The following is a 21686-nucleotide window of genomic DNA, read 5'->3' on the forward strand; positions in this document are numbered from 1 at the left end:
AGGGCGCTGAGCAGGCACTTCATGCCCGCCGAGTGTACGAGCACCTCCGCCCTGAGCCCAGCCACAAGGCCCTTCGTCCCGGGTCGTGGGCCACGACCGTCACACCACTCCCGGGCACCACGCCAGCCCCGCCGGCGGCTCCCCGGTCACCCCTCCTCTGCCGGTGTCGCCGCCGTCATCCGCTCGTCGATCATGCTGACCACGGTGGGGTCGGCCAGGGTCGTGACGTCCCCGAGCTCGCGGTGCTCGGCCACGTCGCGCAGCAGCCGTCGCATGATCTTGCCGGAGCGCGTCTTGGGCAGGTCGGGGGTCAGCAGGATCTGCCGCGGCCGCGCGATCTTGCCGATCTCGGTCGCCACGTGCTCGCGCAGCTCGGCGATGAGCTTCTCCCCCGAGTCGGGGTCGTCGGCGACGTGGCCACGGACGGTCACGAACGCCACGATCCCCTGCCCGGTGGTGGGGTCCGAGGCCCCGACGACCGCGGCCTCGGCCACGGCCGGGTGCGAGACCAGCGCCGACTCGACCTCGGTCGTGGAGATGCGGTGCCCCGAGATGTTCATGACGTCGTCGACCCGGCCGAGCAGCCAGAGGTCCCCGTCCTCGTCCCGCTTGGCGCCGTCGCCGGCGAAGTACCGCCCCTCGAACCGGGACCAGTAGGTGTCCCGGTAGCGCTGCTCGTCGCCCCAGATGCCGCGCAGCATCCCGGGCCACGGCTCGGTCAGCACCAGGTAGCCGCCGCCACCGTTGGGGACGGGGTCGCCGTTGTTGTCCACCACGTCGGCGCCGACCCCGGGGAACGGCGTCATCGCCGCGCCGGGCTTGGTGGAGGTGATGCCCGGCAGCGGGGTGATCATGATGCCGCCGGTCTCGGTCTGCCACCACGTGTCCACGACCGGGCAGCGTCCGCCGCCGATGTGGGTGCGGTACCAGATCCAGGCCTCGGGGTTGATCGGCTCGCCGACCGAGCCCAGCAGCCGCAGCGAGGTCAGGTCGTGCTTGTCCGGCAGCTCCTCGCCCCACTTCATGAAGGTGCGGATCGTCGTCGGCGCGGTGTAGAGGACGGTGACCCGGTGGTCCTCGACGATGCGCCACCACCGGTCGCGGCCGCCGGCGTCGGGGGTTCCCTCGTAGAGCACCGACGTCGTGCCGTTGGCCAGCGGGCCGTAGACGATGTAGCTGTGCCCGGTGACCCAGCCGATGTCGGCCGCGGTCCAGAACACGTCCTGCTCCGGCTTGATGTCGAAGATGAGCCGGTGCGTCGCGGCGACGTGGGTGAGGTAGCCGCCGGTGGTGTGCAGGATGCCCTTGGGCTTGGCGGTCGTGCCGGAGGTGTACATGACGTAGAGCGGGTGCTCGCTGTCGTGGGCCACGGCCTCGTGCACGGGGCTCTGCGGGTCGACCACCTCGTGCCACCACACGTCGCGCCCCGGCGTCCACGCCACGGCCTGTCCGGTACGCCGCACCACCAGGACCGTGCGCACGTCGGGCAGGTGGGCCACGGCTTCGTCGACGGCCGGCTTGAGTGCGCTGGCGGCGCCGCGCCGGTAGCCGCCGTCGGCGGTGATGACCACCCGGGCGTCGCAGTCGATGATCCGGTTGCGCAGCGCCTCGGCGGAGAACCCGCCGAAGACCACGGTGTGCGGCGCGCCGAGCCGGGCGCAGGCCAGCATCGCCACCACCGTCTCGGGCAGCATCGGCATGTAGATGGCGACGCGGTCCCCGGAGCGCACGCCCAGCTCGGTCAAGGCGTTGGCCGCCCGGCACACCATGTCCTGCAGCTGGGCGTAGGTGACGTCGCGGGTGTCGCCCTCGGGCTCACCGACCCAGTGGTAGGCGACCCGTGCGCCGTTGCCGGCCCGGACATGCCGGTCCACGCAGTTCACGGCCACGTTGAGCCGGCCGCCCACGAACCACTTCGCGAACGGCGCCCCGCTCCAGTCCAGGACCTGGTCCCAGGGACGCTCCCACTCCAGGCGCCGGGCCTCGGCCTCCCAGAACGCCAGCCGGTCCTGCGCCGCCCTGTCGTAGACCTCCGGCCGGGCGTTGGCCTGGGCGCTGAACTCCGGCGAGGGAGGGAAGCGCCGGGTCTCGGTCAGCAGTGCGGACAGCTCGGTCTCGTCGCCCACGGCGACCACCTCCAGGGTGTGCGGACCCGGCCGCCGGCCCCCTGCGAGCCGGCAGCCGGTCCCCGCGGGTCAGGGTTGGTCAGCGTGAGAGGGGCGCCATCGGCCAGGTGGGCAGCACGGTGCGCTTCCAGGTCGCGTTCGTGACGCCGGCGAAGGAGGTGTACCAGGCGACCAGGGCCGTGGCGAGGCCGAGCCAGCCGCCGACCTTGGTCATCGACGAGGTGGCCGGGACGACGCTGCCGAACGCGCCGAGGGTGAGGAAGAGGAACGTCAACGTCAACAGGACGAAGACACCGGTGACGGCTCCGCTCACGCGCAGGGCGCCGACCGTCATGTAGGCCGTGAAGATGGTCCAGCCGAGCAGGTAGACGCCCACCGCCTGGTGGACGTCACCGACCGGGATCACCCGGGCGCTGAGGATGAACGTGGCCAGGAACCAGTAGGACAGCCAGAAGGCGCCGAAGGAGCTGAACGCCACCGCGCCGAAGGTGTTGCCCCGGCGGAACTCCCACATCCCGGCGAGGAACTGCGTGCCGCCGCCGTAGAACAGCGCCAGTGCAAGGACGGTCGGGGCCAGGGCCCCGCCCAGCAGCCCTGCGTTGACCGTGCTGAGGACCATCGTCGTCATCGCGAAGCCGGCCAGCCCCAGGGGCGCCGGGTCGGCGATGACGGCCTCTGCCACCGGGGCGGCGGCAGGTGCCATGGGCTGGGCCGTGCTCATGCCCGTGGTGGGTGTGGAGACTCGACTGTCTGACATCGGGAGCGACTCCTTCTGCACATCGACCGGCGGTCTGCCGGTGCGTGGTCCTGCCGGGCGCCTGGTCGGCGCCGGCGCCCTTGCGGGCGGCAGACCCCCGTGCGGATGGACAGGCCCCCGGTCGCGTGACGCCCCCTGTCCACGCTTCGCTCCCCGGCCGGGCAGCTTGGCCACGTCGTCGGGCGGGGTCTGTCTCCCCGCTCCTTGTTGTTGCCGATTCCAGTCTTGCACCGTGGCGTGAAGTCGTCTACGGACCGGCTTCCGGCCACGGCGGGTGCCGTGGCCGCGACGACGGCCACACGGCATACCTCCTGCGGCGCCGGCACGGGCTCACCGCGGCCGGCGATCGCGCCAGGCAACCAGCAGCAGGGCCGCCGCGGCGACCGCCGCGACCGCCTCCCCGATGAGGCTCAGCGTCTTCTCGGGGTACCAGGTGGGGTCGAACATGTCCGGCACCGGGCCGAACGCCCCCACATCGACGAAGTTGTAGAGCAGCACCGCCCCGACCCCGGCGGCGGCGACCAGCAGCGCGACGAGGGCGGCCACCCAGTGCCGGACCAGCAGGACCAGCACTGCGGCGGCGAGCGCCACGGCGGCCTCCAGCCGGAACAGCGCGCCCTCGCTGACGCCCAGGCTGCCGCGGCCCACGACCGGGTCGAACTGGGCGGCCAGGCCCCAGTGGACGACCGCGTCGACGGCCAGGCCGGCGGCGGCCAGGAGCCGCAACGACAGCCGCCAGGCGGTCATGGCCCCACCCCGGTGGCGCGGGTCCTCCCCCGGGCGCGCGGTCGCGGGCTTCCCTGTGCCGTAGCCGGCCTGGCTGGGCACGGGGCTCACCCGACCTTCACGGTCTGGTCCATGCCACGGTCCTTGTGGCTGTCGACCGAGCACCACAGCTCGTAGGAGCCCGGCTGCAGGGTCACCGTCAGGACGGCCGTCTGGCCGGGCGACAGGGTCGGCGACGCCTGCTGCGTCACGCCCGGTCCGCTGACGTTGAGGTTGTGCGGGAACGTGCCCTCGTTGTGGACCGTGAAGCTGACGGTGCCCGGGTGCAGGGCGGTCGGCGTGAGGGTGATCGAGAACTCCTTCTCGACGACGTCAACCGGTGTGCCCTTCGCGGCGGCCGAGCTCGTGGCCCCGGCCGCGCTGGTGGCCCCGGCCGAGCTCGTCGCGGCTCCGCCGCCGCTGCTCGTCGAGCTGCACGCCGGGAGCGCCAGCGCCGCGGCGGCTGCCACCGCGGTCAACGCACCGATCCTGCCCAGGTGTCCCATCGCCCGCCTCCGTTCGCGTCATCCCCTGGGGAAGACCACGGTCCGGGGGCCGGCCGGGTTCATCGCCGGCGCAGGCCGGCTCAGGCCGGCGGCTCCCGGAGCGCGCGCAGTGCCGCTGCCGACCGGGCGTCGGTGGGGTAGAAGGTCTCGATGGCCAGCTCGGAGACCGTCACGTCCAGCGGCGTGCCGAAGACCGTGGTGGTGCTGAACATCGAGATCTCGTGGCCGCGCACGAGGCAGCGCATCGGGACCACCAGCGCGTCGTGGTGCCGGCTGCCGCCGTCGCCCCCGGGGAGGCCGCGGAGCTCCTCCAGCAGCGCGGCCAGGACGGGGTCGCCGGTGGCGAGGGCCTGGCGTTCGAGCCGCCCGAGCAGGTGGGCGCGCCACGCGCGGAGGTTGACGATCCGGGGTGCCAGACCGTCGGGATGCAGGCTGAGCCGCAGGACGTTCGCCGGTGGCTCCAGGAGGTACCCGGCCGACCCCTCCATCAGGAGGCCTGCCGCCTGGTTGGCGGCGACCAGCTCCCAGTGACGGTCGACCACGACCGCGGGGTACGGGTCGTGGGCGTCGAGGATCCGGTTGACCGCGTCGCTGATGGCCGACATCGGCGCGTCGGTCAGCCCGTGCTCCGGGAAGGCCGGCGCGAAGCCGCCGGCGAGGAGCAGCTCGTTGCGGTGGCGCAGCGGGACGTCGAGGCTCTCGCACAGGTGCAGGATCATCTCCCGGGTCGGCCTGGCGCGGCCGGTCTCCACGAAGCTGAGGTGCTTCGTGGAGACCTGGGAGCTGCTGGCCAGGTCGAGCTGGGTCAGCCGGCGTCGTTGCCGCCAGCTCCGGAGGAGGTGCCCGACGGTCGGGTGCGGTGCCTGGGCGATCGTCATGAACGCATTCCATCGAACGGTGCTGCCGCCGTGCCATTACCTTTCGGGTAATCGACGCCTGACGGCCCCGCATCGAGGATCGTCCCCGAGACCCGGCGGACCGCGCCGGAGCGACGGAGGGACAGGACGATGACCGACTTCACCCAGCTGGTCCAGGACTACATCGGGACGTGGAACGAAGCGGACGCGGCCGCTCGCCAGGCCGCGGTCGAGCGCCTGTGGGCCCCGACGGGACGCTACGTCGACCCGATCGCCGACGCCCAGGGGCCCGAGCAGATCGCCGCCACCATCGGCGCCGTCCAGCAGCAGTTCGCGGGGATGGCCTTCGCGCTGGTCGGCGACGTCGACGCCCACCACCGACTGGCCCGGTTCCGGTGGGGTCTCGGGCCCGCAGGCGAGGAGCCGCTGGTCATCGGGTTCGACGTGCTGGAGGTCGACCAGGACGGCCGGGTCGAGCGGGTGCTCGGCTTCCTCGACCGGGTCCCTGCGGGGGTGTGAGGGCCATGTCGACGCCCAGCTACGCGGTCGGGATCCTGACCCGGGTCGACCTCAACGACGAGGTGGTGGAGTACCTGCGCCGGATCGACGAGACCCTGGCCCCGTTCGACGGCCGGTTCCTCATCCACGGGGCCCGGGCCCAGGAGAAGGAGGGCACCTGGCCCGGCGGCCTGATCGTCATCGAGTTCCCCGAGGCCGACGGGGCAGCCGCGTGGTACGCCTCGGACGCCTACCAGGCGATCATCCCGCTGCGGGCGCGGAACGCGGACGGGTGGATCGCGCTGTTCGACGGCCTTGTCCAGCCGCACCGCGGCGTCGACGTGCTGGAAGGCGCCGGCGCCTGAGGCCGCCACACCAACCGGGACCGGCCCAGCGGCGTCTCAAGGGTGTGCGGCGATTCGCCGCCGGAACGGACGCCGGCTGGAGCCGGGACAAGGAGCGCATCATGGTCCTCTCGAAGCTCCTGGCGGGCGGGGCCTGCGGGCTGGTGCTGGCAGGGTGTGCGGCCGCGCCGGCAACCCCCGCCCCTGCGGCAGCGAGCAGCACGCTGGGCACCGCCACCACTCCGAGGCCGGCGGCCTCCTCGCCCACGTCTTCCACGACGTCGTCCCCCCGATCTGCGACGCCGAGCACGAGGTCGTCCCCGGCGGGCACGGGCATCGGGGTCCTCCCCGCCTGCCGCACCCAGCAACTGGTCCTGACCCAGCACCGCGTGGAGGGCACCGCCGGCAGCTGGTACGCCACGTACTACCTGGGCAACCGTGGCCCTGGCACCTGCGGGCTCACGGGGTACCCAGGGTTCGCCTTGCTGTTCGCGGATGGCGCGGTCATCCAGCACCCGGCGACCCGTACCGGCGCGCCGTACCGGACGGTCGCAGTCCGGGCCGGTGGGCATGGCCAGTTCGTCGTCCGCACCGTGGACGCCACGATCCCGGGGACCGGCTGCTCGCCGACCTGGCGCACAGCGTCCGTGCAGGTGTATCCGCCGGGCCAGACAGCGCCCCTCCGGCAACCCAGCCGCCTGCCCGCCTGCGACCTGAGCGTCGGACCGGTCACCGCCTCATAACCGCTCGAGACGGGACACGTTCCGGCCGCCGGCTCCTGCGGTCCTGGCCGTCCTGGGCCACGAGGAAGCCATCCGGCGAGCCGTGTCCGGCAACGGGCTCCAGCCGAAGCCGGCTGAGGCCCGAGGACCTCGTCGACGCGCACGCGCGGCAGCGGGTGCGGACAGCGGCGACCACACGGCATACGTTGGGGCTGTGGTGAACCGACTCGCAACGGCAACCAGCCCCTACCTGCTCCAGCACGCCGACAACCCGGTCGACTGGTGGCCGTGGGGTGAGGAGGCGTTCGCCGAGGCGCGACGGCGGGACGTGCCGGTGCTGCTCAGCGTCGGCTACGCCGCGTGCCACTGGTGCCACGTCATGGCGCACCAGTCCTTCGAGGACGACGAGGTCGCCGAGGTGCTCAACGCCGGGTTCGTCGCGGTCAAGGTCGACCGCGAGGAGCGGCCGGACGTCGACGCGGTCTACATGGCGGCCACGACGGCGATGAACGGGCACGGGGGCTGGCCGATGACCGCCCTGCTCACGCCGGCCGGGGAGCCGTTCTACACCGGCACCTACTTCCCCCGGGCCGGGTTCCTCCAGCTGCTGCACGCCGTCCAGGACGCCTGGGTCACCCGCCGCGACGAGGTCCTCGCCGCCGGGGGCCGGATCGCCGGGGCCCTGCGCGAGGCCGTCGGGCCAGCGGTCCCCGCGCCTCTGGGGGCCGACGCCCTCGACCGGGCCGAGGAGCAGCTGGCGCAGGCGTTCGACCACCAGCACGGCGGGTTCGGCCGGGCGCCGAAGTTCCCGCCGTCGATGGTGCTCCAGGCCCTGCTGCGCCACCACGCCCGCACCGGTTCGGAGCGCGCGCTGGAGCTGGTGTCGCGCACGTGCGAGGCCATGGCCCGAGGCGGGATCCACGACCAGCTCGCGGGCGGGTTCGCCCGGTATGCCGTGGACGCGGCCTGGGTGGTGCCGCACTTCGAGAAGATGCTCTACGACAACGCCCAGCTCCTGCGGGTGTACCTCCACCTGTGGCGCGCGACGGGTTCGCCTCTGGCCGAACGGGTCTCACGCTCGACCGCGGGGTTCCTGCTGCGTGACCTGCGCACCGCCGAGGGCGGGTTCGCCGCCGCGCTGGACGCGGACACCGACGGGGTCGAGGGGCTGACCTACGCCTGGACCCCGGCCCAGCTGGTCGAGGTCCTCGGCGAGGAGGACGGGGCCCGGGCCGCTGCGCTGCTGCGCGTGACGCCCACGGGCACGTTCGAGCACGGGATGTCCACGCTGCAGCTGCTCCGGGACCCCGACGACCCGACGTGGTGGGAGCCGGTGCGTGGCCGCCTCCTGGCCGCGCGTGATGCCCGCCCCCAGCCCGCCCGCGACGACAAGGTGGTCACGGCGTGGAACGGCCTGGCCATCGCCGCCCTGGCCGAGGCCGGCGCCCTGCTGGACGACCCGGCACTGCTCGAGGCGGCGCAGCGCTGCGCGCGGTTCGTCGTCGACACCCACCTGGTCGACGGCCGGCTGCGGCGCACCTCCCGGGACGGGCGGGTCGGCGACGCGGCCGGGGTGGCCGACGACCACGGCGACCTCGCCGAGGGCCTGCTCGCGCTGCACCAGGTCACCGGCGACCCGGAGTGGCTGACCGTGGCCGGCGACCTGCTCGAGGTGGCGCTGGAGCGCTTCGCCGACGGCCGCGGCGGCTTCTACGACACCGCCGACGACGCCGAGCAGCTGTTCACCCGGCCGCGCGCCGACGCCGACAACGCCGAACCGTGCGGGCAGTCGGCCCTGGCGCACGCCCTGCTCACCTTCGCCGCCCTGACCGGCTCGGAGCGGCACCGGGCCGCGGCCGACGCCGCCATCGCCGCCGCCGGGGCGCTGGCCGCGCGCGACCCCCGCTTCGCCGGGTGGACGCTCGCGGCCGCCGAGGCCGCCGTCGCCGGTCCGCTGCAGGTCGCCGTCGTCGGCGAGGGCGAGGCCGCGGACGCGCTGCTGGCGGTGGCCCGTCGCGCCCCCTCCCCCGGCCTCGTCCTCGCCGCGGGCGCGCCGGACGCACCCGGCATACCGCTGCTGGCGGACCGGCCGCTGGTCGCGGGGGCACCGGCGGCGTACGTGTGCCGCGGGTTCGTCTGCGACGCCCCGGTGACCGACCCGGCAGCCCTGCGCGAGGCGCTGCGCGCCGGCTGACGGGACCGACGTGCCGAAGCGGCCCCTGCGCGGGACCATGGGGCATGACGCGTGCCCCCGAGAGCGTCCACAGCATCGCCGCGACCACCCTCGGCGACCTGCCGGACGACCGGCTCGAGCTCTTCCGGGTGCGGCTGGACCGCTGGTGGGCCGACCTGTGGCACGGCCTGCGCGGGGTCCACTCCCCCGCCGCCACCGAGGAGCTGGCCCGACGGCTGGTGGCCATGGCGGCCCGGGCCTACCGCGAGCGCGACCCCGAGCTGCACCGCCTCGACCTCGAGCGCACCCTGCAGCCGGACTGGTTCCAGTCCGAGACGATGCTCGGCTACGCCGCCTACGCCGAGCGCTTCGCCGGTGACCTCGACGGGGTGCGCAAGCGGATCCCCTACCTCGAGGAGCTCGGGGTCACCTACCTGCACCTCATGCCGCTGCTGCTGCCCCGCGACGGCGACAACGACGGCGGCTACGCCGTGGCCGACTACCGCACGGTCCGCCCGGACCTGGGTACGACCGAGGACCTGCGCGAGCTCGCCTCGTCGCTGCGCCGCTCCGGGATCAGCCTGGTGCTGGACCTCGTGCTCAACCACGTGGCGCGCGAGCACGAGTGGGCGGTCAAGGCCCGCGCCGGCAGCGAGCAGCACCGGGCCTACTTCCATGTCTTCCCCGACCGCAACCGGCCCGACGCCTTCGAGAGGACCCTGCCGGAGGTGTTCCCCGACTTCGCCCCGGGCAACTTCACCTGGGACGAGGACCTGCACGGCTGGGTGTGGACCACCTTCAACGAGTGGCAGTGGGACCTCAACTGGGCCAACCCCGACGTCCTGGCCGAGTTCGCCGACATCATGCTCTTCCTCGCCAACCTCGGCGTGGAGGTCCTGCGCCTGGACGCCATCGCCTTCCTGTGGAAGCGCCTCGGCACCACCTGCCAGAACCAGCCGGAGGTCCACTGCCTGACCCAGGCGCTGCGCGCCGTGATGCGGATCGCTTGTCCCGCAACGGTGTTCAAGGCCGAGGCGATCGTCGGCCCGCGCGACCTCATGCAGTACCTCGGGCAGGGCGAGCACCACGGCAAGGTGAGCGACCTCGCCTACCACAACGCCCTCATGGTGCAGGTCTGGTCGATGCTAGCCAGCCGGGACGTGCGCCTGGCCGCGCACGCGCTCGGCTCCCTGCCGCCGGCCCCCTCCACGTCGGCGTGGATCACCTACGTGCGCTGCCACGACGACATCGGCTGGGCCATCGACGACCGCGACGCCGCGGCCGTCGGGCTCGGCGGGGCCGCGCACCGGGCCTTCCTGTCCGACTGGTACTCCGGCGACTTCTGGGGCTCCCCCGCACGGGGGCTGGTCTTCCAGGAGAACCCCGCCACCGGCGACCGCCGGATCAGCGGCACGACGGCCAGCCTCGCCGGCCTGGAGTCGGCGCTGGCCGGGTCACACGCCCCCAGCGGGCCCGCTCGCCACGACCCTGCGGAGCCGGCGCCGGACACCGCCGCCGTGCGCGAGGCCCTGGCCCGGGTCCGGCTGGCCCACGCCATCGTCATGGGCTGGGGCGGGGTCCCGGTGATCTGGAGCGGCGACGAGCTCGGCCAGCCCAACGACCCGGGCTGGGCGGGCGAGCCCGGCCACGCGGACGACAACCGGTGGGCGCACCGGCCCCGGCTGGACCGGCAGCTCGCCCATGCCCGGCACGACCCGGCCACGGTCGCGGGGGCGGTCTTCGAGTCCTTCGCCCACCTGGCCGCGGCCCGCGCGGGGCTGCCGCACCTGCACGCCTCGGTGCCCACGGAGGTGCTGCCGGTGGCCGACCCCGGGGTGCTCGGCACGCTGCGGCGGCACCCGGTCGGCAGCCTCGTGGGGCTCTACAACGTCACCGACACCTGGCGTGCGTGGCCGGCTGCGTGGCTCGCCGACCACGGCATCGACGAGCCGGTGGACGCGATCACCGACCGCCGGGTCCGCGCGGAGCAGGACGGCAACCTCTGGCTGCCGCCGTATGCCGCGTGGTGGCTCACGCAGGCCCGCTGACCCGCGGCCCGGGAGGGGCGCTCAGAGCACGATCGTGCGGTATTCCGGCTCCAGCCGGGGGAACTCCTCGAGCAGGGCGTGCGGCCCGACGAAGAGCGCCGTCGCCCACACGTCGGCCCACAGCAGCGACGGGCCGACGACGGTCACCGACCCGGCCCTTCGGACCCACTCGCCCCCGGCCGGGTCGTAGAGGTGGGCGCCGCGCGCCGCGGTCCCGGACGTGGCGACCCCGCCCTTGGTGATCTCGACGACCTCGGCGATCCGCGAGCGGTCCCGCGGGTCCTCGATGCCGATCCGCCACGGGCGGGGCGGGCCGTCGGCCGAGCCGTCCACCCCGCCGATGGCGATGTCGCCGCCGGCGTTGACACTGTGCGCGTGGTCCTCCAGGGCGGCCAGGGCCCTGGCCGCACGCTCGACGGCCCACCCCTTGACCAGGCCGGTCGGGTCCCACCGCAACGTGCCGTCCTCGTCGGGCAGCTCGCAGGTGAACGCGCCCCGGGTGCGCTCCTGGGCCACCTGGCACCACGCCGCGACCTCACGCACCAGGGGGTCGGCGTCCTCCAGGGCCAGCTCGCCCCGCCGGATCCGGCGCACCTCGCTGCCGCGCTGCCACGTGCTGAAGAGGGTGTCGGCCCGGCGCAGCTCGGCGAACGCGCCCTCCACGACGTCCTCGACCTGGGCGGAGTGCAGGTGAGGGCCGCGCAGGTGCAGGCTCACCGGCATACCCATGATCTGGCGCACCCACGCGCGCTGGTCGGGGACGACTGCTGTCACAGGTGGGCCTGGTCGATCGCCGACTGCAGCGACTGCAGGTAGCCGCCGCTCGTCACCGTCGCGCCGGACACCATGTCGATGTTGGCGCTCTGGGCGGAGATGACCTCCTGGTTGAGCACGGGGAGAGCGTAGCTGTTGATCTCCATGTCACGCCCGTTGCCGTTCGGGTAGTGGACGGGCGTCGCCGCGGTGATCTTGCCGTTGCTGACGGTGATCTGGACCTGCACGACGCCCCACTGGGTCATCACGGCGTCACCGGTGAAGGTGCCCGACGTGCTGCTGCCGGACTTCGGCGCGGTCGTCGTGGTGGAGGGCGTGGGCGTGGGCGCCGTCACGGTGCCGCCCCCGTCGTCGCTGCTGCCGCTGTCGTCCCCGCCACCGGTGCCGGAGGTCGTCGTCGGGCTGGGCGTCGGGGTGGTGGCGGTCGTGGTCTTCGGCAGCGCGGCGGAGGCCACGGCGGCCACCGCCGTCCCGCCGCTGTTGGTGCTGGTGCGGTAGCTGAACAGCAGGACCAGGATCGTGATGGTCGACAGGAGGGCGGTGACGATGCGTCGCATCTGAGGTCTTCCTTCGTATGCCGTGTGGCTGGCGGGTCGGGGCGGCGGGCCCGGTCCGGGGGTCAGTAGCTGAAGCGCTCGAGGTGCACGTGGCGCGGGGGGACGCCGGCGTCGCGGCAGGCCTTGCCGGCCGCGGTCATCCAGCCCCCGCTGCCGCAGAGGTAGACGTCGTGGTCGGCCACGTCCGGCACGAGGTGCCGCAGGGCGGACACGTCGTCGATGTCGGCGGCGGACTCCGGCAGCCAGCTGTCGACGTCGCGGCGGCGACCGCCGGGGACGAAGAAGAGTCGGGCGCCGCGAGCACTGGCCAGGTCGACCAGCTCCTGGCGCAGGATGGCGCTCTCGTCGTGGCGGACCCGGTAGATCAGCGTGACGTCGCCGGGGCGCTGGTCCAGCTCCTCCAGCAGGGCCCGCATCGGGGTGACACCGATCCCGGAGGCCATCAGCAGGACCTTGCGGCGGGTGCGGACGCCGGCGTGGAGCCGGCCGTAGGGGCCCTCGACCATGACGCGGGTGCCCGGCTTGAGGCGGGCCAGGGAGGCGGAGTCGTCGCCGAGGTGGGCGGCGGTGAACCGCAGGGTCTTGCCGTCGGGGGCGGCGGACAGCGAGTACGGGTGGGCCCGCCCGGCGCCGGGGCCGGACAGGAACCGCCACTGGAAGTACTGCCCGGCGCGCGCGTCGAGCCGGTCCAGGTCCCGCCCGCCGACGACCACGGTGGTCACCGAGTCGCTCTCGGGGCGGACCTCGGTGACGACGAGGCGGTGCCGCCAGGTCCGGTAGACCGGCAGGCCCACGCGGTAGAGCAGCACCGAGCCGGCGGCCGCGGCATACAGGCCCCACCAGAAGACGGTGGACACCGGCGAGCTGAGGAACTCCTTGCCGGTCCACAGCTGGTGCGGCAGCGCGAGGCCGGCACCGAGGTAGGCGTAGAGGTGGATCAGGTGCCAGGACTCGTAGCGCAGCCGGCGGCGGGCGGCCTTGACCGAGGTGACGACGACGGCGATGAGGGCCACCGTGCCGGCGACGGCGAGCAGCATGCCGGGGTAGTTCACGACGAAGTCGACGACCGTGCCCCACAGGCCGGCCGGCGAGCTCGCGGCGTAGCCCAGGGTGATCAGGACGATGTGGGCGAGCATGAGGTTGAACGAGGTGAACCCGACGAGCCGGTGCCGGCGGGCCAGCTCGTCCTGGCCGTAGCTGCGCTCCACTGCGGGGATCCGGGCCATGAGCAGCACCTGGATGAGCAGCAGGTCGGAGGCGACCAGGCCGGTGACCCGGCCCAGGCTGGTCAGTCCCGACCCGAGCGAGGTCAGGTCCTGCAGCCCGCCGCCGCCGACCCACAGGGCCACGACCCACAGGGCGCTCAGCCAGGTGAGGGCGCCGGCCAGGTCGCGCCACCAGCGCGGGATGGGCCGCTGCCGGCGGACGGCGGGTGCCGCGTGCGGAGGGGCCACGGCGGCGGGGCCGGGGTGCGCGGAGGTCTGGGTCGGCATGCTCACGTCGACCACGGTCGGGTCGCTTGCTGGGTGTCCGCTGTGAACCAGCCGTGCTCCCGACTGTGAGTCCTCTCAGACCCGGATCAGAGCAGCCGCGGTCAGCTCCAGAACCCCAGGACCGAGCCGCCGATCCGGACGATGAACGCCCCGACCACGAGGACGAAGACGACCCGGACGAAGCCGGCGCCCCGGGCCACGGCGGTGCGGGCGCCGAGATACGCCCCCATCAGGTTGCAGCCGCCCATGAGCAGGCCAATCCGCCACATCACGGCGCCCTGCGGGATGAAGACGGCCAGGGCGGCCACGTTGGTCGCCCAGTTGGCCATCCGGGCCTTGGCGCTGGCCTGGAGGAAGGCGTAGCCGAGCAGGCCGACGAGCGCGAACACGAAGAACGAGCCGGTGCCGGGGCCGAGGGCGCCGTCGTAGAAGCCGATCACCAGGCCGGCGCCGGTGGCGGCGAGGACGTGGTGGTGCCCGGCGAAGCGCAGGTCGGTGAACGTGCCCAGGGCCGGCTTGAACAGCGTGTAGCCACCCACGGCGATGAGCACCACCAGGATGATCGGGTTGAACGCGCTCTTGGGGATGTGCGAGCCGACCAGCGCCCCACCGAGCGCGCCCACGAACGCGACCGCCGCCATGGGGATGGCGGTGCGCAGGTCGGGGCGCACCCGGCGGTAGTAGGTCAGCGAGCTGGCCGACGTGCCGCAGATCGAGCCGAGCTTGTTCGTCGCGAGGATCTGCACCGGCGCCGCGTGCGGGAAGCCGAGCACGAGGGCGGGCAGCTGCACCAGCCCTCCCCCGCCGACGACGGCGTCGATCCATCCGGCCGTCAGCCCGGCGAGCATGAGCAGCAGCGTCGTCTGCAGCGACGGGTCGCTCACGCGGACAGCCAGCCGTCCACGATCTCCAGGATGTCGAGCAGCTCGTGGGCGACGCCGTCGGGGGTGACGTCGACGGTCACCTGCTGGTCCATCGGGATGTCCGAGTGCGGGATCCAGATGGCGCGCAGCCCGGCGCGCTGGGCGCCGTGGACGTCCTCGAAGGGCCGGTCACCGACGTAGACCGCCGCCGCCGGGTCCTCCACGCCGACCGCGGCCAGGGCGGCGCGGAAGGCCTCCCGGTGCGGCTTGGCGTGGTCGATCTCGGAGGTGTAGACCGCCCCGTCGAGCAGCTCGAGCACGCCGTCCCGGGCGAAGACGCCGTCGTGGTAGTCGGCCGGCCAGATCGTGTTGGACAGCACGCCGACCCTGACCCCGCGCTCCCGCAGGCCGCGCCACAGGGGCGCGACCTGCGGGTCGGTGAACGTGTGCGGCTCCCAGAACTCCTGGTATGCCGTGAGCGCGGCCGGGTGCCCCGGGTGGTCGCTCTCGACGCCGGCCGTCCGGAGCACGTCCTCGATGTGGGCGCTGCTGCCGTCGACGCGCAGCCGCTTCCACGCCCGGTCCTCGACCTCGAGGATGCGCGCGGCGAGGGCCTCGACCTCGGCCTCGGTGTGCCCGGCGGCCACGGCGAACTCGCGGGCGTAGACGCGCCACTGCTCGGCCAGGTCGATGCTGTGCCAGGGCGTGAGCGTGCCGCCCCAGTCGAAGATGACGGCTTCGACCGGGGCGCGCCCGGCGCTCATCGGGCGGTGGTCCCGCGGACCTCCGCCACGACCGCCTCGACGATGCCGTCGACGGCGACCTCACGGCGCTCACCGCTGGCGCGGTCCTTGAGCTCGACCGTGCCGTCGGCCAGGCCGCGGCCGATGACGACGATGGTCGGCACGCCGATCAGCTCGGAGTCCTTGAACTTCACGCCGGGGCTGACGCCCTTGCGGTCGTCGTAGAGGACCTCGATGCCCTGCGCCTGCAGCGCGCTGACGATCTCCTCGCCCTTGTCGAACACCGCGGCGTCCTTGCCGGTGGCCACGACGTGCACGTCGGCGGGGGCGACCTCGCGGGGCCAGACCAGGCCGATCTCGTCGTGGGTGCCCTCGGCGATCGCGGCCACGGCGCGGCTGACGCCGATGCCGTAGGAGCCCATCGTGACGGTGACGAGCTTGCCGTTCTGGTCCAGCACCTTCAGCTCGAGCGCCTCGGCGTACTTGCGGCCGAGCTGGAAGATGTGGCCCATCTCGATGCCGCGGGCCGACTCCAGCGGGCTGCCGCAGTTGGGGCAGGGGTCGCCGTCACGGACCTCGGCGGCCTCGATCGTGCCGTCGGCGGTGAAGTCCCGGCCGGCGACGAGGTCGATGACGTGCTGGCCGGCGACGTTGGCGCCGGTGACCCAGGCCGTGCCCTCCACGACGCGGGGGTCGAGCAGGTAGCGGATGCCGGACTTGCCCGCCTCGCCGAGCACCTCCGGGCCGATGTAGCCCTTGACCAGCGCGGGGTTCTTGGCGAACTCCGCCTCGTCGAACGCCTCGACCTCGGCGGGCTCGAGCTGGGCGCCGAGCCGCTTCTCGTCGATCTCGCGGTCGCCGGGCACGCCGATGGCGAGGGGCTCGCGGGTGCCGTCGGGGTGGACCACCATGACGAGCACGTTCTTGAGCGTGTCGCCCGCGGCCCAGGGACGGTCCTCGCGGGGGAACCGCTCGTTGAGGTGCGCCACGAGGGTCTCGATCGTGGGGGTGTCGGGCGTCTCCTCGGCGTGTGCGGCGGGCAGCCCGTCATACGGCCTGGCCTCGGGGACGGGGACCTTGACCGCCTCGACGTTGGCGGCGTAGTCGCAGGAGGTGCACCGCACGTAGGTGTCCTCGCCGTGCTCGGCCGTGGCGAGGAACTCCTCGGACTTGCTGCCGCCCATGGCCCCGGCCATGGCGGCGACGATGACGTAGTCGAAGCCGAGCCGGTCGAAGACCCGGACGTAGGCGCGGCGGTGCGCCGCGTAGGAGTCGTCAAGCCCGGCGTCGTCGACGTCGAAGGAGTAGGAGTCCTTCATCGTGAACTCGCGGCCGCGCAGGAGGCCGGCACGCGGACGCGCCTCGTCGCGGTACTTGGTCTGGATCTGGTAGATCGACAGGGGCAGGTCCTTGTACGAGGAGTACAGGTCCTTCACCGCGAGGGTGAACATCTCCTCGTGCGTGGGGCCGAGCAGGTAGTCGGCGCCCTTGCGGTCCTTGAGCCGGAAGATGTTCTCGCCGTACTCGGTCCACCGGCCGCTCGCCTCGTAGGGCTCGCGGGGCAGCAGCGCGGGGAAGACGAGCTCCTGGGCGCCGATGGCGTCCATCTCCTCGCGGACGATGCGCTCGATGTTGCGCAGCACCTTCAGGCCGAGGGGCAGCCACGTGTAGATGCCGGGGGCGACGCGACGGATGTAGCCGGCGCGCACGAGGAGCTTGTGGCTCGGCAGCTCCGCGTCGGCCGGGTCCTCGCGCAGGGTTCGCAGGAACAGGGTCGACATGCGCAAGGCGGCCACGATCACTCCTTCGTCAGGTCCGGCGACGACGCTCGCCCCGGACCCCGCGAGGATATCGGCCCGCGCGGGTCGTGCTCACGGCAGTTTCACGCCGCGGTATGCCGGGTGCTCGCCGCCTCAGCCCCGGCTCGCCTTGAGCGCGGTGCGCACCAGCGGCACCTGCAGCGGCAGCCGGGCGAGCGTCACGGCCTGTCGCCGGCGGCTGACCGGGCGCCCGGCGCGCAGCTTGCGGTTGACCCGTCCGGTCTCGTCGACGGCCATCTGCACGTTGGCGGGGAACACCGCGACCAGCAGCGCCGCGCTCAGCCAGCCGGCGACCTTGCGGGTGCGCGGGTGCAGCAGCCCTGCGGCACACGCGATCTCGGCGACCCCGGAGGCGTAGACGAGCCCGCGTCGAGCCGGCAGCTGCCGTGGGGTGATCGACTCGAACGGCTCGGGCTTGACCAGGTGCAGCACGCCGGAGGTGGTGAAGAGGGCGACGAGGCCCTTGAGGTCACGGGTGAGCGGGGCGGCCATGACCCGATCCAAGCAGACCGGGCCCGGCCGCGGCGCGGCGCGCTCAGCCCCAGATGTCCTCCACGAGCCGCTCGGCGGACCGCAGCCCGGCCAGCCAGGCCTGGGCGTCACCCTGGCTCGCGCCCGTGCGCTCCCGGAAGATCGCCATGAGGGACGCCCGCACGCCGGGGGCGATCGTGGCGGCGTTGCCGCAGACCAGCACGAGGGCGTCCTGCTGAAGCAGGTCCCAGACCTCGTCGGCGCACTCGAGCATCCCGTCCTGGACGTAGTGCCGCGGGGTCCCGGGCGCATCCGAGTAGCAGCGCTCGACCCGGGCGACGCCCTGCTCCTCGAAGGCCGCCAGCTCCTCGGGGTAGAGCTGGTCGTCGGCGTCGCGGCACCCGAAGAAGAACAGCGACGGCCCGGTCGGGACACCCTGGGCGCGCTGGGCGGCCCGCTCGAGGATGAACCCGCGGAAGGGCGCGAGCCCGGTGCCGGCGCCGACCATGATCATCGGGGTGTGCGGGTTCTCCGGGGGCCGGAAGGGGATCGCCGGCCGGCGCACGAACACGAACACCGTGCCGTGGACCGGGATCTGCGCCAGGTGGCTGGAGCAGACGCCGACGTACTCCCCATCCCCGGACCGGGCGGGCCCGCGCAGGATGCCCTCGGTGATGGCGCAGGTGTCCGGGCTGGCCAGCGCAGAGGAGGAGATCGAGTAGAACCGCGGCCGCAGCGGGGGCAGCAGCTCCAGGTAGACCTCGAACGGCAGGCGGCACGAGGGGAAGGCGTCCAGCAGGTCCAGGACGGAGGCGTTCCTCGCCCGCACCCTCTCGCGGTAGAGCGCCTGGGCCTCCTCGGTGTCCCCGGTCATCGCCTCGAGCGCCGCTCGCTGCTCGGGGTCGTCGGTGTAGCGGGCCATGACCAGGAGGTCGTCCCGGCCCGCGGCGTCCTGCAGCTCGACGCAGCTGCCCAGGACGCCGAGCAGGGGCGCCGGCTCGTCGATGGGCAGGTGGGTGAAGCTGCCGCCGTTGGGGATGATCGTGAGGTACTGCCCGGCGTCGAGGCCGAAGCGGTCGATGACCCGCCGGATCGCCTGGAAGCTGTTGCGGGGCAGCACGCCGAGGTGGTCCCCGGTGCGGTAGGTCGTCCCCACCGGGAGCGCGATCTCGAGGTGCCGCACGGACCGCCCGGCCGGGGCGCCCGTCGCCGTGGCGGGGATCAGCTCGCGGCTCTCCCGCACCAGGGCCGGGTGCGCCTGGTAGGACACGACGACCGGGTTGGTGACCTGCCGGTTGGTCAGCGTCACCGACAGCCGCGGCCCGGCCGGCGCCTCCTGGGCGACCTCGGCCGGCAGGTCGAGGGCCCCGGCGAGCCCGCCCCACAGCCCGGCGTGCCAGGCGCGGTAGGCGGCGTCGAAGTCACCGGCGGCATTGCCCTCGCCCCGGGGGTGCACCCGCCGCCCGCCGAGCCGTTCCAGCTGCTCGTCGACCTGGGTGGGCACGGCCTGGTAGGTGTCGGCCCACTCGGTGTTGCCGCAGCCGAACACCGTGTAGGCCAGCCCGCTCGCCGCCCCTGCCGGGGCGCCGCTGAGCCACCGGCAGAAGGCGACGGCGTTGTCCGGCGGGGTGCCGTTGTAGGAGGAGGTGACGACCACGGTCGCGCCGTCCGCGCGCAGGTCGTCGACGTGGTCGTCCAGGGACCCGACGGTCACGTCGAACCCCCGCTCGGTGCCCTCCTGGGCGAGCCGGGTCGCGATGGACTCGGCCGTGCCCAGGTTGGAGCCGAACAGGACGGACAGCCGGGTGCCGTGGCGCGGCACCATCGGGGCCGGCGCCGCCAGCGGTGCCGTCGTCCCGGCGACCGCAGCCGGTTCGCCGGTGACCGGGCGGATGTGGACGTCGGGCCGGGGCACCACCTGGATGTGGAACTCGTCCGGCTTGACCGTCAGGGTCGTCTTGGTCCGCAGCTGGTAGTCGAGGTGGTCGATCAGGTCGAACCGCTGGAGCACCATCCCCAGCACCAGGGCCGCCTCCTGGAGGGCGAACTGCCGCCCGATGCACGCCCGCATGCCGGTGCCGAAGGGCTTGTAGACCGCCGGGGACACCGCGGCGACGCGTTCGGGCGCCATGTGCTCGGGGTTGAACTCCCCCGCGTCCGGCCCCCAGACCGACGTGGCCCGGTGCAGGGCGGGGGTGAGCACGGTCATCGGGGTGTGCGCCGGGATCGCGTACCGGCCGCCGATCACGGTGTCCTCCAACGGAGTCCGGGTGAACCCCGGCGCGGTCGGCCACAGCCGCAGCGACTCGTCCAGCACCTGGCGCACGTAGGTCAGGCGGTGCACCTGCTCGAACGTGGGCACGGCAGTGTCGCCGAGCACCTCGTCCACCTCGGCCCGCGCCCGCGCGAGCACCTCCGGGTCCTTGAGCAGGTAGTAGATGGCGAACGACAGCAGCCCCGAGGTCGTCTCGTGCCCGGCGACCAGGAAGGTGATGCACTGGGCCCGGATGTTGTCGTCGGGCAGGCCCTGGCCGGACTGCTTGTCCACGCCCGTGATCATCCGGCCGAGCAGGTCGGTGTTGTCCGCGGCGTCACCCTGGGCGCGGCGCTCGGTGATGAGCCGCCCGACGAGGTCGGCCATGAAGTCCTGGTCCTCCTCGAGCTGGCGCTGCGACCGGACCTTCAACCGGGCCTGGATGGGCAGCTGCCGCATCCGGGCCTGCGACTCGGACAGGACGCGCACCATGGCCTGGATGAACGGGTGCGGGGTGTCGCGGTAGAAGGAGTTGAACCGGTAGCCGAAGCCGCACAGCGCGATCGTGTCGAGCGTCAGACGGGTCATGTCGGCGGGGACGTCGACCTCCTCCCCCGGGTTGAGCCGGGACCACTTGTCCATCAGCTGGTCGGCGATGTCGAGCATCCGGGGCATGTAGTCGCGCATGGCCTGGACGCTGAACGGCGCCATGAGGATGTTGTGCGCGCGGCGCCACAGCGGGTCGTCGGTGTCGGAGGTGAACAGGCCTGCGCCGACCGCGCCGTTGCGCAGGTTCGACAGCCCCCCGCTGACCAGCTTGTCGAACCGCGAGTCGTCGCAGATCTCCTCGACGAGCTCGGGCCCGGACACGATGAGCCGGGTGGTGCCCGGAGTGGTCAGCTTGAAGATCGGCCCGTACTCCCCCGCCATGGCGATGAAGCCCTCGATCGGGTTGTGGGCGTCGATGTCGAACGCGTTGCCGACCAGCGGCAGGCCGTGCGGGCCGGGGATGGCGTCAAGCTGGATCGTGGTGCTCATGGGGAGCCTCCTGTGCAGGCTGTCGGGGGACGGCAGGGACGCTGGGCCCGACGTCGGCGCCGGGCGGACCGGGGGCCTCGCGTCGGGCGGCGCGGAGCAGGACGACGCCCAGCAGGACGGCCCATCCGGGGAGGACGAGCAGGACCGCCGGGTGGAAGGTGGTGCTCACCAGCAGGAAGGCCGCGGCCAGGTAGCTCAGCACCGCCAGCCAGCGCGGGAGCAGGCGCCGGGACTGGACCAGCTGGGTGGTCGCGATCATGTACATCCCCGCGGCGCGCACCGCGAAGACGAAGACCAGGCCGTATCCCGCGCTGCCGAGGGCGCGGGCCACGTCCGGGGGCGGTGGCGGGGTGGTCGACAGGCGCGTCAGCAGCGCCACCGCGCCCACGGCGGCGGTGCCGGCGAACAGCATGCAGACGAAGACCACGCCGGAGGACAGCTGGATCCAGCGCTGGACCTCCGAGCGCGGGCCGGGCAGGTCCTCGACGAAGGTCCGCAGGGCGCTCACGTGCCAGAGGAACGCGATCCCGGCGAACGGCACGACATACAGCCCGACCGTCACGAGCACGTTGCGGTGACCGACCGCGTAGAAGCGGGTGTAGACGCTGTCGGGCACGCCCAGCCCCGGGGCCTCGTGGACCAGGACGAGGGCGAGGACGAGCAGGGCGGCGAACACGAGGCTGGACACGGCGCTCATCCGTGCGCTGGCCCGGTGGGCCGGGGCCGCCGCCTCCACGGGCGCCGACCGCCGGCCGTAGCGGGTACGTGGTGCCATGCCGGACCTTCTTCTCCCCCACCGTCGGTGGCGTCGAACAGGCCCCACGCTCGTCCGCCCCCGGTGACCGTGGTTCCCCTCCAGAGGTGAGCCGGCCCCGGG

19 protein-coding genes are annotated in these 21686 nt (G+C 73.5%); 5 read left to right on the forward strand and 14 right to left on the reverse strand.

The genetic code is table 11. From position 1 onward, the window contains the following. Nucleotides 1–146 precede the first annotated feature (146 nt). The 5 genes from acs to AC3ANM_RS05315 form a co-directional block, all read right to left on the reverse strand. Nucleotides 147–2126, reverse strand: a complete 1980-nt coding sequence (acs, locus tag AC3ANM_RS05295) for an acetate--CoA ligase (RefSeq protein ID WP_488287101.1) — start codon at nucleotides 2124–2126, stop codon at nucleotides 147–149. A 79-nt stretch (nucleotides 2127–2205) separates the two neighbouring features. After that, nucleotides 2206–2883 (reverse strand): acetate uptake transporter, encoded by a 678-nt coding sequence (locus AC3ANM_RS05300; RefSeq protein ID WP_488287102.1) that lies wholly within the window; start codon nucleotides 2881–2883, stop codon nucleotides 2206–2208. A 330-nt stretch (nucleotides 2884–3213) separates the two neighbouring features. Then, on the reverse strand, nucleotides 3214–3630 hold the full coding sequence (locus AC3ANM_RS05305) for a hypothetical protein (RefSeq protein WP_488287103.1): 417 nt from the start codon (nucleotides 3628–3630) through the stop codon (nucleotides 3214–3216). Between the two features lie 86 nt (nucleotides 3631–3716). After that, nucleotides 3717–4154: a cupredoxin domain-containing protein gene (locus tag AC3ANM_RS05310; protein WP_488287104.1), complete on the reverse strand. Its 438-nt coding sequence runs from the start codon at nucleotides 4152–4154 to the stop codon at nucleotides 3717–3719. An 80-nt stretch (nucleotides 4155–4234) separates the two neighbouring features. Further along, complete coding sequence (locus tag AC3ANM_RS05315; protein WP_488287105.1) at nucleotides 4235–5032, reverse strand: helix-turn-helix domain-containing protein; 798 nt, start codon at nucleotides 5030–5032, stop codon at nucleotides 4235–4237. Nucleotides 5033–5161: 129 nt separating this feature from the next. Between AC3ANM_RS05315 and AC3ANM_RS05320 the strand changes: the two genes are divergently transcribed. The 5 genes from AC3ANM_RS05320 to AC3ANM_RS05340 all read left to right on the forward strand — a co-directional run bounded on the left by AC3ANM_RS05320 (nucleotide 5162) and on the right by AC3ANM_RS05340 (nucleotide 10796). After that, the gene (locus AC3ANM_RS05320) at nucleotides 5162–5530 is read left to right on the forward strand and encodes a nuclear transport factor 2 family protein (protein ID WP_488287106.1); all 369 of its coding nucleotides are present in this window, start codon (nucleotides 5162–5164) and stop codon (nucleotides 5528–5530) included. Nucleotides 5531–5535: 5 nt separating this feature from the next. Then, nucleotides 5536–5874 carry a DUF1330 domain-containing protein gene (locus AC3ANM_RS05325; protein ID WP_488287107.1) on the forward strand — a complete coding sequence of 113 codons (339 nt, stop codon included), beginning with the start codon at nucleotides 5536–5538 and terminating at the stop codon, nucleotides 5872–5874. Between the two features lie 101 nt (nucleotides 5875–5975). Further along, nucleotides 5976–6596: a DUF4232 domain-containing protein gene (locus AC3ANM_RS05330; protein ID WP_488287108.1), complete on the forward strand. Its 621-nt coding sequence runs from the start codon at nucleotides 5976–5978 to the stop codon at nucleotides 6594–6596. 193 nt (nucleotides 6597–6789) lie between these two features. After that, nucleotides 6790–8769, forward strand: a complete 1980-nt coding sequence (locus tag AC3ANM_RS05335; protein WP_488287109.1) for a thioredoxin domain-containing protein — start codon at nucleotides 6790–6792, stop codon at nucleotides 8767–8769. 44 nt (nucleotides 8770–8813) lie between these two features. Beyond that, complete coding sequence (locus AC3ANM_RS05340) at nucleotides 8814–10796, forward strand: alpha-amylase family protein (protein ID WP_488287110.1); 1983 nt, start codon at nucleotides 8814–8816, stop codon at nucleotides 10794–10796. 21 nt (nucleotides 10797–10817) lie between these two features. Here AC3ANM_RS05340 and AC3ANM_RS05345 read toward each other — a convergent pair whose 3' ends face one another. The 9 genes from AC3ANM_RS05345 to AC3ANM_RS05385 all read right to left on the reverse strand — a co-directional run bounded on the left by AC3ANM_RS05345 (nucleotide 10818) and on the right by AC3ANM_RS05385 (nucleotide 21584). Next, nucleotides 10818–11570, reverse strand: coding sequence for an FAD:protein FMN transferase (locus AC3ANM_RS05345; RefSeq protein WP_488287111.1), 753 nt, complete (start codon nucleotides 11568–11570; stop codon nucleotides 10818–10820). Further along, on the reverse strand, nucleotides 11567–12127 hold the full coding sequence (locus AC3ANM_RS05350) for an FMN-binding protein (RefSeq protein WP_488287112.1): 561 nt from the start codon (nucleotides 12125–12127) through the stop codon (nucleotides 11567–11569). The genes AC3ANM_RS05345 and AC3ANM_RS05350 overlap by 4 nt, the downstream gene beginning before the upstream one ends. Before the next feature lie 62 nt (nucleotides 12128–12189). Beyond that, complete coding sequence (locus AC3ANM_RS05355; RefSeq protein ID WP_488287911.1) at nucleotides 12190–13620, reverse strand: ferredoxin reductase family protein; 1431 nt, start codon at nucleotides 13618–13620, stop codon at nucleotides 12190–12192. 101 nt (nucleotides 13621–13721) lie between these two features. After that, nucleotides 13722–14504: a TSUP family transporter gene (locus tag AC3ANM_RS05360; RefSeq protein ID WP_488287113.1), complete on the reverse strand. Its 783-nt coding sequence runs from the start codon at nucleotides 14502–14504 to the stop codon at nucleotides 13722–13724. Continuing rightward, nucleotides 14501–15247, reverse strand: a complete 747-nt coding sequence (locus AC3ANM_RS05365) for an HAD family hydrolase (RefSeq protein ID WP_488287114.1) — start codon at nucleotides 15245–15247, stop codon at nucleotides 14501–14503. Before AC3ANM_RS05365 ends, AC3ANM_RS05360 begins: the two co-directional genes overlap by 4 nt. Continuing rightward, on the reverse strand, nucleotides 15244–17007 hold the full coding sequence (locus tag AC3ANM_RS05370; RefSeq protein ID WP_488287912.1) for a proline--tRNA ligase: 1764 nt from the start codon (nucleotides 17005–17007) through the stop codon (nucleotides 15244–15246). Before AC3ANM_RS05370 ends, AC3ANM_RS05365 begins: the two co-directional genes overlap by 4 nt. A gap of 132 nt (nucleotides 17008–17139) precedes the next feature. Continuing rightward, a complete protein-coding gene (locus AC3ANM_RS05375) occupies nucleotides 17140–17538 on the reverse strand; it encodes a DoxX family protein (RefSeq protein WP_488287115.1) in 399 nt (132 codons plus the stop codon). A gap of 43 nt (nucleotides 17539–17581) precedes the next feature. Beyond that, a complete protein-coding gene (locus AC3ANM_RS05380) occupies nucleotides 17582–20809 on the reverse strand; it encodes a bifunctional cytochrome P450/NADPH--P450 reductase (protein ID WP_488287116.1) in 3228 nt (1075 codons plus the stop codon). Further along, nucleotides 20787–21584 (reverse strand): hypothetical protein, encoded by a 798-nt coding sequence (locus AC3ANM_RS05385; protein ID WP_488287117.1) that lies wholly within the window; start codon nucleotides 21582–21584, stop codon nucleotides 20787–20789. Before AC3ANM_RS05385 ends, AC3ANM_RS05380 begins: the two co-directional genes overlap by 23 nt. Nucleotides 21585–21686 lie beyond the last annotated feature (102 nt).

This window comes from Oryzihumus sp. JJN4-3R (genome assembly GCF_057747915.1).

What these genes read in the sequence shown, in the direction of transcription:
- AC3ANM_RS05300 (WP_488287102.1), bottom strand. Translation starts at nt 2,883, where the DNA reads ATGTCAGACAGTCGAGTCTCCACACCCACCACGGGCATGAGCACGGCC.
- AC3ANM_RS05305 (WP_488287103.1), bottom strand. Translation starts at nt 3,630, where the DNA reads ATGACCGCCTGGCGGCTGTCGTTGCGGCTCCTGGCCGCCGCCGGCCTG.
- AC3ANM_RS05310 (WP_488287104.1), bottom strand. Translation starts at nt 4,154, where the DNA reads ATGGGACACCTGGGCAGGATCGGTGCGTTGACCGCGGTGGCAGCCGCC.
- AC3ANM_RS05315 (WP_488287105.1), bottom strand. Translation starts at nt 5,032, where the DNA reads ATGACGATCGCCCAGGCACCGCACCCGACCGTCGGGCACCTCCTCCGG.
- AC3ANM_RS05320 (WP_488287106.1), top strand. Translation starts at nt 5,162, where the DNA reads ATGACCGACTTCACCCAGCTGGTCCAGGACTACATCGGGACGTGGAAC.
- AC3ANM_RS05325 (WP_488287107.1), top strand. Translation starts at nt 5,536, where the DNA reads ATGTCGACGCCCAGCTACGCGGTCGGGATCCTGACCCGGGTCGACCTC.
- AC3ANM_RS05330 (WP_488287108.1), top strand. Translation starts at nt 5,976, where the DNA reads ATGGTCCTCTCGAAGCTCCTGGCGGGCGGGGCCTGCGGGCTGGTGCTG.
- AC3ANM_RS05340 (WP_488287110.1), top strand. Translation starts at nt 8,814, where the DNA reads ATGACGCGTGCCCCCGAGAGCGTCCACAGCATCGCCGCGACCACCCTC.
- AC3ANM_RS05350 (WP_488287112.1), bottom strand. Translation starts at nt 12,127, where the DNA reads ATGCGACGCATCGTCACCGCCCTCCTGTCGACCATCACGATCCTGGTC.
- AC3ANM_RS05355 (WP_488287911.1), bottom strand. Translation starts at nt 13,620, where the DNA reads ATGCCGACCCAGACCTCCGCGCACCCCGGCCCCGCCGCCGTGGCCCCT.
- AC3ANM_RS05365 (WP_488287114.1), bottom strand. Translation starts at nt 15,247, where the DNA reads ATGAGCGCCGGGCGCGCCCCGGTCGAAGCCGTCATCTTCGACTGGGGC.
- AC3ANM_RS05370 (WP_488287912.1), bottom strand. Translation starts at nt 17,007, where the DNA reads ATGTCGACCCTGTTCCTGCGAACCCTGCGCGAGGACCCGGCCGACGCG.
- AC3ANM_RS05375 (WP_488287115.1), bottom strand. Translation starts at nt 17,538, where the DNA reads ATGGCCGCCCCGCTCACCCGTGACCTCAAGGGCCTCGTCGCCCTCTTC.
- AC3ANM_RS05380 (WP_488287116.1), bottom strand. Translation starts at nt 20,809, where the DNA reads ATGAGCACCACGATCCAGCTTGACGCCATCCCCGGCCCGCACGGCCTG.
- AC3ANM_RS05385 (WP_488287117.1), bottom strand. Translation starts at nt 21,584, where the DNA reads ATGGCACCACGTACCCGCTACGGCCGGCGGTCGGCGCCCGTGGAGGCG.